At 71.9% G+C, this 10,255-nt stretch carries 7 protein-coding genes; all 7 read left to right on the top strand.

What is annotated here, in order from left to right:
- On the top strand, positions 1-1,785 hold a 1,785-nt coding region (locus GUY61_RS28785), incomplete at its 5' end, for a penicillin-binding protein 2 (RefSeq protein ID WP_243766821.1).
- A gap of 149 nt (positions 1,786-1,934) precedes the next feature.
- The gene (locus tag GUY61_RS28780) at positions 1,935-3,536 is read left to right on the top strand and encodes a UDP-N-acetylmuramoyl-L-alanyl-D-glutamate--2,6-diaminopimelate ligase (protein ID WP_398957264.1); all 1,602 of its coding nucleotides are present in this window, start codon (positions 1,935-1,937) and stop codon (positions 3,534-3,536) included.
- The gene (gene murF, locus GUY61_RS28775; protein WP_166633182.1) at positions 3,533-4,999 is read left to right on the top strand and encodes a UDP-N-acetylmuramoyl-tripeptide--D-alanyl-D-alanine ligase; all 1,467 of its coding nucleotides are present in this window, start codon (positions 3,533-3,535) and stop codon (positions 4,997-4,999) included. Before GUY61_RS28780 ends, murF begins: the two co-directional genes overlap by 4 nt.
- Entirely contained in the window at positions 4,996-6,066 is a 1,071-nt protein-coding gene (gene mraY, locus GUY61_RS28770; protein ID WP_166633181.1) for a phospho-N-acetylmuramoyl-pentapeptide-transferase, read from the top strand. Before murF ends, mraY begins: the two co-directional genes overlap by 4 nt.
- Complete coding sequence (gene murD, locus GUY61_RS28765) at positions 6,066-7,496, top strand: UDP-N-acetylmuramoyl-L-alanine--D-glutamate ligase (RefSeq protein WP_166633184.1); 1,431 nt, start codon at positions 6,066-6,068, stop codon at positions 7,494-7,496. Before mraY ends, murD begins: the two co-directional genes overlap by 1 nt.
- Positions 7,497-7,718: 222 nt before the next feature.
- On the top strand, positions 7,719-9,059 hold the full coding sequence (ftsW, locus tag GUY61_RS28760) for a putative lipid II flippase FtsW (RefSeq protein WP_398957260.1): 1,341 nt from the start codon (positions 7,719-7,721) through the stop codon (positions 9,057-9,059).
- 6 nt (positions 9,060-9,065) lie between these two features.
- On the top strand, positions 9,066-10,160 hold the full coding sequence (gene murG / locus GUY61_RS28755; RefSeq protein ID WP_166633180.1) for an undecaprenyldiphospho-muramoylpentapeptide beta-N-acetylglucosaminyltransferase: 1,095 nt from the start codon (positions 9,066-9,068) through the stop codon (positions 10,158-10,160).
- Positions 10,161-10,255 lie beyond the last annotated feature (95 nt).

Genomic DNA, 10,255 nt, shown 5'->3' with positions numbered 1-10,255 from the left:
CGCCCCCGGCTGCGCCTGGTCAGCCTCGGCCTGACGCTGGTCATGCTGGCCTTCGTCGTACGGCTGCTCCAGGTGCAGGCCGTGGACGCCGCCGCCTACTCCGCGAAGGCCGACGTCAACCGCTACGTGAGCCACAAACTGGCCGCGGTGCGCGGCGAGATCACCGACCGCAACGGGGTACGCCTCGCCACCAGTGTCGCCGCGTACGACATCACCGCCGACCCGCTGATGTTCACTCCCGGGGCCAGCAAGGCCGAGGACGCCCCGGAGCAGGCCGCCGCCCTCCTCGGGCCCATCCTCGGCAAGGATGTCGACGAGCTCGCGCAGAAGCTCTCCACACCCAGGTCGCGCTACGTCGTGCTGGCCCGCCGCCAGAGCCCGCAGGCGTGGAAGCAGATCAAGGACCTCAAGACCGCCTTCGCCGACAAGAAGGTCAACGTCCTCGCGGGCGTCTTCCAGGAACCGAGCAGCAAGCGGGTCTATCCGGCGCAGGACCTGGCGGCCGGCGTGCTCGGCTTCGTCAACGGCGAGGGCAGGGGCGCGGGCGGCCTGGAGGCCGCGTTCGACCCGGACCTCGCGGGCGAGGACGGCCGGATCACCTACGCGCAGTCCGGCGGCCGCCAGGTGCCCACCGCGGGCACCCGCGAGCAGCCCGCCGTGCCCGGCTCCGACATCGAGCTGACCATCGACCGGGACATCCAGTGGGCCGCCCAGCAGGCCATCACCGAGCAGGTGGAGAAGTCCGAGGCCGACCGCGGCTACGTGATCGTGCAGGACACCAGGACCGGCGAGGTGCTGGCCATGGCCAACGCACCGGGTTTCGACCCGAACGACGTCTCGGGGGCCGACTCCGCCGCCATGGGCAACGCCGCCCTCCAGGACGCCTACGAACCGGGCAGCACCAGCAAGGTCATGTCGATGGCGGCGGTGCTGGAGGAGAACGCGGCCCTGCCCACCACCCGGGTGACCGTCCCCAACCGGCTGCACCGGGGCGACCGCCTGTTCAAGGACGACGTCGACCACCCGACCTGGTACCTCACGCTGAACGGGGTGCTCGCCAAGTCGAGCAACATCGGGACGATCCTCGCCGTGCAGCAACTCGGGAAGACCCAGGCGCAGGCCAACAAGGTCCTCCACTCCTACCTGCGCAAGTTCGGCGTCGGCAGCCAGAGCGGACTCGGCTTCCCCGGCGAGACCTCGGGCATCCTCGCCGAACCGGGCGACTGGTCCACTTCGCAGCAGTACACGATCCCTTTCGGCCAGGGACTGTCCCTCAACGCCATGCAGGCGGCGTCCGTCTACTCGACGATCGCCAACGCCGGGGTGCGCGTGGAGCCGACGCTGGTGCGGGGCAGCAGAGGGCCCGACGGCCGTTTCGTGGAATCCGCGGAGCCCCGCAAGACCCGCGTGATCAGTGAGAAGACGGCGAAGACCCTCTCCCGGATGCTGGAGTCCGTCGTCGTCGACCAGGAGGGCACGGGAACCAGGGCGCAGATCCCCGGCTACCGGGTGGCGGGCAAGACCGGTACGTCCAACCGCGTGGATCCGGACACCGGGCGCTACAAGGGCTACACCGCGTCGTTCGCGGGGTTCGCGCCCGCCGACGAGCCGCGCGTGACCGTCTACTGCGCGATCCAGAACCCGACGAGCGGGAGCTACTTCGGCGGCCAGATCTGCGGCCCCGTCTTCAAGGAGGTCATGGAGTTCGCCCTGAAGTCGCTCCGGGTCGCGCCGACCGGCACCGAGGCCGACCTGCTGCCCGTGACCTTCGAGCCCGGCGAATGACCGCCCGTGACCGCCGGCGAGCGCGCGCGAGCGAGCGGTGAGTGAGAGAGTGAGGCCCAGTGACGACGCGCAATCCGGGCGGCGTTCCGCCCGGGAACCCCAGGCCCCCTTTTTCCCCGCACGCGGGTACGCCCGGTACGCTCACCGCCGTGCCCCACGCTGATCAGTTCCAAACCATTCCGAAGGACGTTTCCGTGACCTACCCGGGAGCGCCGCGGCCGGTGCAGGTCGAGCCCACCCCCCTCGCGGAACTCGCCGATCAGCTGGGCATCGCCTCCCCCGGCCCGGGGCGGGCCACGGGCATCACCCACGACTCGCGCGCCGTCCGGCCCGGCGATGTGTACGCCGCACTGCCCGGCGCCCGCCTGCACGGCGCCGACTTCGCCGCCCAGGCCGCGGGGGCCGGCGCGGTCGCGATCCTCACCGACCACACCGGCGCCGCCCGCGCCGCCGCGACCGGCCTGCCGGTCCTCGAGGTCGACGACCCGCGCGGCAGCATGGGCGGGCTCGCCGCGAGGATCTACGGCGAGCCCGGTGCGGACCTGCTCCAGATCGGCATCACCGGCACCTCGGGCAAGACCACGACGGCGTACCTCGTCGAGGGCGGCCTCAGGGCCACCGGCGGCCTCACCGGGCTCATCGGCACGGTCGAGATGCGCATCGGCGACGAGCGCATCAAGTCGGAACGCACCACTCCCGAGGCCACCGACCTCCAGGCCCTCTTCGCGGTCATGCGCGAACGCGGGGTCAGGTCGGTCGCCATGGAGGTCTCCAGCCACGCCCTGGTGCTCGGCCGGGTCGACGGCTGCGTCTTCGACGTGGCCGTCTTCAACAACCTCAGCCCGGAGCACATGGAGTTCCACTCCGACATGGAGGACTACTTCCGGGCCAAGGCGGGGCTGTTCACCCCCGCCCGCAGCAAACACGGCGTGGTGAACCTCGACGACCCCTACGGCCGCAGACTGGCCGCCGAGGCCACGGTCCCGGTCACCACCTACTCCGCCGCGGGCCACCCGGCCGCCGACTGGCGCGCCGAGGACGTCCGGCTCGGTGCCGCGGTGAGCACCTTCACGGTCGTCGGCCCCGAGGGCGAGCGCATCCCCGCGACCGCCCCGCTGCCCGGCCCGTTCAACGTCGCCAACACCCTCGCCGCGATCGTCACCCTCGCCGTGGCGGGGACCGACCCGAGGACCGCGGCCGAAGGCGTCGCGGCCGTGCCCGGAGTGCCCGGCCGCCTGGAGCGCGTCGACGCCGGGCAGCCCTATCTCGCGGTCGTCGACTACGCGCACAAGACGGACGCCGTCGAGTCGGTGCTCCGCTCGCTGCGCGAGGTCACCCCGGGCCGGCTGCACATCGTGATCGGCTGCGGCGGCGACCGGGACGCCACCAAACGCGGGCCGATGGGCGCCGCCGCCGCCCGGCTCGCCGACACCGCCGTACTGACCTCGGACAACCCCCGTTCCGAGGACCCACTCGCCATCCTCGTCACCATGCTCGCGGGCGCGGCGGAAGTGCCCGCGGACGAACGTGGCGAGGTTCTCGTGGACCCCGACCGGGCGTCCGCGATCGCCGCAGCCGTGGCCCGCGCCCGGCCCGGCGACACCGTGCTCGTCGCGGGCAAGGGCCACGAGGAGGGCCAGACCGCCGCCGGGGTGACCCACCCCTTCGACGACCGCCAGGTTCTCCGTGCCGCCATCGAGAACGCCGCAGCCAACGCCGCAACCCTTCAGAACAGCGGGACGACGCATTGATCACCCTCTCTCTCGCCGAGATCGCCGAAATCGTCGGCGGGCAGACGCACGACATACCGGACACCGCGGTGCCGGTCACCGGACCGGTCGTCATCGACTCCCGTGAAGTGCGGCCGGGCGCGCTGTTCGCCGCCTTCGCCGGCGAGCGGGCGGACGGCCACGACTACGCACGGCGCGCCGTCGAGTCGGGCGCGGCAGCGGTGCTGGCCGCCCGCCCCGTCGGCGTACCCGCGATCGTCGTCGACGACGTCAAGGAGGCGCTCGGTGCCCTTGCCCGCGCCGTCGTCGCACGCCTGGGCGCCACCGTCGTCGGGCTCACCGGCTCCGCCGGCAAGACCAGCACCAAGGACCTGATCGCCCAGCTCCTGACGCGGATCGCCCCGACCGTCTACACGCCGGGCTCCTTCAACAACGAGATCGGCCTGCCGCTCACCGCGCTGCGCGCCGACGAGACGACCCGTCATCTCGTCCTGGAGATGGGCGCCAGAGGCATCGGGCACATCCGCTACCTGACCGCGCTCACCCCGCCCCGCATCGGTGTCGTGCTCAACGTCGGCACCGCGCACATCGGGGAGTTCGGCGGCCGGGAGCAGATCGCCGAGGCCAAGGGCGAGCTCGTCGAGACGCTTCCGCCCGCGCAGGACGGGCCCGAAGGGCCCCAGGGACAGGACGACGGCGGGCGACGGGCGGGCGGCATCGCCGTCCTCAACGCCGACGACCCGCTGGTGCGCGCCATGGCGAGCCGCACCAAGGCCCGCGTCGTCCTCTTCGGCGAAGCGGACGACGCGGACGTACGGGCGGAGAACGTCCGTCTGACAGCGGCGGGACAGCCCGCTTTCAGGCTTCACACACCCTCCGGGTGCAGCGACGTGACCATGCGCCTGTACGGTGAGCATCACGTGTCGAACGCGCTCGCCGCGGCCGCCGTGGCCCACGAACTGGGCATGCCCGCAGACGAGATTGCCCTGGCCCTCTCCGAGGCGGGCACGCTCTCCCGCTGGCGCATGGAGGTCACCGAGCGGTCGGACGGCGTGACGGTCGTCAACGACGCCTACAACGCGAATCCCGAGTCCATGAGAGCGGCGCTGCGTGCGCTGGCCGCCATGGGCCGGGGGCGGCGGACGTGGGCGGTGCTCGGCCCGATGGCCGAGCTCGGCGAGGAGTCGCTGGCCGAGCACGACGCGGTCGGACGGCTCGCCGTCCGGCTCAACGTCAGCAAGCTCGTTGCGGTCGGCGGCAGGGAAGCCTCCTGGCTGCAAATGGGCGCATATAACGAGGGTTCGTGGGGTGAGGAGTCGGTGCACGTGTCCGACGCGCGGGCGGCGGTCGACCTGCTGCGCAGTGAACTGCGGCCGGGGGACGTCGTACTGGTGAAGGCGTCCAGGTCCGCCGGTCTGGAGAGGGTCGCGCTGGCGCTGCTCGAAGAAGGCGGCGCGACCGAGGGCGAGGTCGCCGGCCGATGAGGCAGATCCTCTTCGCGGGAGTCATCGGGCTCTTCCTGACCCTGGTGGGAACCCCGCTGCTGATCAAACTGCTGGCCCGCAAGGGCTACGGCCAGTACATCCGGGACGACGGCCCGCGCGAGCACCACAGCAAGCGCGGTACGCCGACCATGGGCGGTATCGCCTTCATCCTGGCCACGCTCATCGCCTACGCCCTGACCAAGGTGATCACCGGCGAGGACCCGACCTTCTCGGGCGTGCTGGTGCTCTTCCTGATGGCGGGCATGGGCCTGGTCGGCTTCCTCGACGACTACATCAAGATCGTCAAGCGGCGTTCGCTGGGCCTGCGGGCCAAGGCGAAGATGGCCGGGCAGCTGATCGTCGGCATCGCCTTCGCCGTGCTGGCACTGCGGTTCGCGGACGCCCGCGGCAACACCCCGGCCTCCACCAAGCTGTCGTTCGTCCAGGACTTCGGCTGGACCCTCGGCCCGGTGATCTTCGTCGTCTGGGCGCTGTTCATGATCCTCGCCATGTCCAACGGCGTGAACCTGACCGACGGCCTGGACGGTCTGGCCACCGGCGCCTCGGTGATGGTCTTCGGCGCGTACACCTTCATCGGCATCTGGCAGTACCAGGAGTCCTGCGCCAACGCGCAGACCCTGACCAACCCGGGAGCCTGCTTCGAGGTACGGGACCCACTCGATCTCGCCGTCGTCGCCTCCGCGCTGATGGGCGCCTGCTTCGGCTTCCTGTGGTGGAACACCTCGCCCGCCAAGATCTTCATGGGTGACACCGGCTCGCTCGCCCTCGGCGGCGCGCTCGCCGGTCTGGCCATCTGCTCCCGCACGGAGCTGCTGCTGGTCATCCTCGGCGGACTCTTCGTCCTCATCACGATGTCCGTCGTCATCCAGGTCGGCTCGTTCAAGCTCACCGGCAAGCGGGTCTTCCGCATGGCGCCGCTCCAGCACCACTTCGAACTCAAGGGGTGGTCGGAAGTCCTTGTCGTGGTCCGTTTCTGGATCATCCAGGGCATGTGCGTCATCGTGGGCCTCGGCATCTTCTACGCGGGCTGGGCGGCCACCAAGTGATCGACTGGCAGGGCAAGAACGTCACCGTCGCGGGCCTCGGGGTGAGCGGTGTCCCCGCCGCCCGGGTCCTGCACGGCCTCGGCGCCGCCGTCACCGTCGTCAACGACGGCGACGACGAAAAGGCGCGCGCCCAGGCCGCCGAACTCCGGGCGCAGGGCATCACCGTCCGCCTCGGCGACGGGGCGACCCTGCCTCCCGGCACCGAACTGATCGTCACCGCGCCCGGCTGGCGGCCGGACAAACCGCTCTTCGCGGCCGCCGCCGAGGCCGGTGTCGAGGTCTGGGGCGACGTCGAACTCGCCTGGCGGTTGCGCGGACTTCACGGCAGGAAGCCCGTGCCCTGGCTCGCGGTCACCGGCACCAACGGCAAGACCACCACCGTGCGCATGCTCGCCTCGATCCTCGAGGCAGCGGGGCTGCGCACGGCCGCCGTGGGCAACATCGGCGTCTCGCTCCTCGACGCCGTGCTCGGTGAGGAGCCGTACGGCGATCTCGACGTACTGGCCGTCGAGCTCTCCAGCTTCCAGCTGCACTGGGCGCCCTCCCTGCGCGCCCACTCCGCCGCCGTGCTCAACCTGGCGCCGGACCACATCGACTGGCACGGCTCCATGGAGGCGTACGCCGCCGACAAGGGCCGCATCTACGAGGGCAACTCGGTCGCCTGCGTCTACAACGCCGCCGACAGGGCGACCGAGGACCTGGTGCGCGAGGCCGACGTCGAAGAGGGCTGCCGCGCCATCGGCTTCACCCTCGGCCCGCCCGGCCCCTCCCAGCTCGGCGTCGTGGACGACCTCCTCGTCGACCGGGCCTTCGTCCCCGACCGCCACAAGCGGGCCCAGGAGCTCGCGCGGGTCTCCGACGTCCGGCCGCCCGCCCCGCACAACATCGCGAACGCCCTCGCCGCCGCGGCGCTCGCCCGTGCCTTCGGGGTCGAACCCGCCGCCGTGCGCGAGGGCCTGCGCTCCTTCCGGCCGGACGCGCACCGCATCGAGCACGTCGAGGACGTCGCGGGCGTCGCGTACGTCGACGACTCCAAGGCCACCAACACGCATGCGGCGCAGGCCTCCCTGGCCGCCTACGACTCCATCGTGTGGATCGCCGGCGGCCTCGCCAAGGGCGCCTCCTTCGACGAACTGGTCGCACGGTCCGCGAAGCGGCTGCGGGGGGTGGTGCTGATCGGTGCCGAACGCGCGCTGATCGCCGAAGCCCTCGCGCGACACGCCCCGGAGGTCCCGGTGGCCGACCTCGACCGGACCGACACTGGGGCGATGTCGGCGGCGGTCCGGGAGGCCGCGCGGCTGGCCCGGCCCGGAGACACGGTTCTGCTGGCCCCGGCCTGTGCCTCGATGGACATGTTCGCCAACTACAACAAGCGGGGCGAGGCATTCGCGGACGCGGTCCGCGAACTCGCCGCCGAGCACAGCGCCTAGCCGGTACGGCCACCAGGGCCCGCACAGTGAGCCGGCGGCGCCGGGCCCGAGTGTGGAGGGGACAGTGACCATGTCGGACGGCGGCCGCCTCGTGGGCCCCCGGTGGGGAGCGCGCCCCGTCCCGCGCCGCCGGGGAACCGGCCTGCCCCGGCCCGCGGCCGGCCCGGGCGGTCCCAGGGCGTGCCCGGGGCCGGCGTGCGCCGTGCCGTGCGGGGAGCGGGCGTGGTGAGCGGCCGGACGGCACGGCGCCGACCGGCGCCCGGACGGGCCGCCGCGGGCGGTCCGGCACCTTCCCGGGGGCCCGCGTTCCAGCGCGTCCGGCACCTCTACGAGCGGGCCAGAAGGGCCTGGGACCGGCCGCTCACGGCGTACTACCTGATTCTGGGCAGCAGCCTGCTGATCACCGGGCTGGGGCTGGTGATGGTCTACAGCGCCTCGATGATCCAGGCGCTCCAGTTGGACCTGCCCGCCTCCTACTTCTTCCGCAAGCAGTTCCTCGCCGCGGTCATCGGATCCGTACTGCTGCTCGTCGCCTCGCGGATGCCCTCGAAACTGCACCGCGCCCTGGCCTATCCGCTGCTCGCCGGATCCGTCTTCCTGATGGTCCTCGTCCAGCTGCCGGGGATAGGGCACTCCGTCAACGGCAACCAGAACTGGATCTACCTCGGCGGGCCCTTCCAGCTCCAGCCCAGTGAGTTCGGCAAGCTGGCCCTCGTGCTGTGGGGGGCCGACCTGCTCGCCCGCAAGCAGGACAAGCGGCTCCTCACGCAGTGGAAGCACCTGCTGGTGCCGCTGGTCCCGGTGGCGTTCATGCTGCTGGGGCTGATCATGCTCGGCGGGGACATGGGTACCGCGATCATCCTGACCGCGATCCTGTGCGGCCTGCTGTGGCTGGCCGGGGCACCGACCAGGCTGTTCACCGGGGTGCTCGCGGTCGTGGGACTCATCGGCTTCCTGCTGATCAAGACCAGCGCCAACCGGATGGCCAGGCTCGCCTGCCTCGGTGCCACCGAACCGGGCCCCGACGACCAGTGCTGGCAGGCCGTGCACGGCATCTACGCCCTCGCCTCAGGCGGATTCTTCGGTTCCGGCCTGGGTGCCAGCGTGGAAAAATGGGGCCAACTGCCGGAACCTCACACCGACTTCATCTTCGCCATCACCGGGGAGGAACTGGGTCTGGCAGGGACGCTGTCGGTGCTCGCACTCTTCGCGGCTCTAGGCTATGCGGGTATCCGCGTGGCCGGACGCACGGAGGACCCCTTCGTACGGTACGCGGCGGGCGGCGTGACCACCTGGATCACGGCTCAGGCCGTGGTCAACATCGGTGCGGTGCTCGGCCTTTTGCCGATCGCCGGAGTCCCGCTCCCGCTGTTCTCCTACGGAGGTTCCGCCCTGCTGCCGACCATGACCGCCGTCGGGCTGCTGATCGCCTTCGCGCGGGAGGAGCCGGCCGCACGTGCGGCACTGGCCATGCGGGGGCCCGTCCTCGGCAAGAGGGGGGCCGGGGTGAGTAGGAAGACGATGAGACGGCGCGTCAAGAAGCGTCCGTCCGGAGAGCGGTGAATTTCGGTGCATGTCGTACTCGCCGGTGGGGGGACCGCCGGCCACATCGAGCCGGCGCTCGCCCTCGCGGATGCCCTGCGCAGGCAGGACCCCAGCGTGGGGATCACGGCCCTGGGCACGGAGCGCGGACTCGAGACGAAGCTCGTCCCGGAGCGGGGCTATGAGCTGGCGCTCATCCCAGCCGTACCGCTGCCCCGCAAGCCCACACCCGAGCTGATCACCGTACCGGGCCGGCTGCGCGGCACCATCAAGGCGGCCGAGGACATCCTGCAGCGCACCCGCGCCGACGCGGTCGTCGGCTTCGGCGGCTACGTGGCCCTGCCCGGCTATCTGGCGGCCAAGCGGCTCGGGGTGCCGATCGTGGTCCACGAGGCCAACGCGAGGCCGGGTCTCGCCAACAAGATCGGTTCGCGCTACGCGGCCGCGGTCGCCGTCTCCACCCCGGACAGCAAGCTCCGCGGCGCCCGCTACATCGGCATCCCGCTGCGCCGCACCATCGCGACCCTCGACCGGGCCAGGATCCGCCCCGAGGCCCGCCAGATGTTCGGCCTCGATCCCAACCTCCCGACGCTGCTCGTCTCCGGCGGCTCGCAGGGCGCCCGCCGCCTCAACGAGGTGGTGCAGCAGGTCGCTCCGCTGCTCCAGCGCTCCGGCGTCCAGATCCTGCACGCCGTCGGTCCGAAGAACGAACTGCCGCGCGTGGACAACATGCCCGGTATGCCGCCCTACATCCCGGTACCGTACTTGGACAGGATGGACCTCGCGTACGCCGCGGCCGACATGATGCTGTGCCGCGCGGGCGCGATGACCGTCGCCGAACTCTCCGCCGTCGGACTGCCGGCCGCCTATGTTCCGCTGCCCATCGGCAACGGCGAACAGCGGCTGAACGCCCAGCCGGTGGTCAAGGCGGGCGGCGGGCTGCTGGTCGACGACGCCGAACTCAGCCCCGAGTGGGTCCAGGCCCATGTGCTGCCGGTGCTGTCGGACCCGCACCGGCTGTACGAGATGTCCCGCGCCGCTTCCGAGTTCGGGCGCCGGGACGCCGACGAGCTCCTGGTCGGCATGGTGTACGAGGCGATCGCGGCGCATCGCCGCGGATGACGCGGGCACGAAGGAGAGTGGGCAGTGGCCGGACCGACGACAGCCGAGCCCGGTGCCCGGCGGGCGCCGGCGCCCGGCCCGCCCCGGCCCGCCGC

Source organism: Streptomyces sp. GC420 (assembly GCF_009916105.1).
Taxonomy (GTDB): Bacteria; Actinomycetota; Actinomycetes; order Streptomycetales; family Streptomycetaceae; genus Streptomyces.
This window is presented reverse-complemented; position numbering and strand designations above follow the sequence as displayed.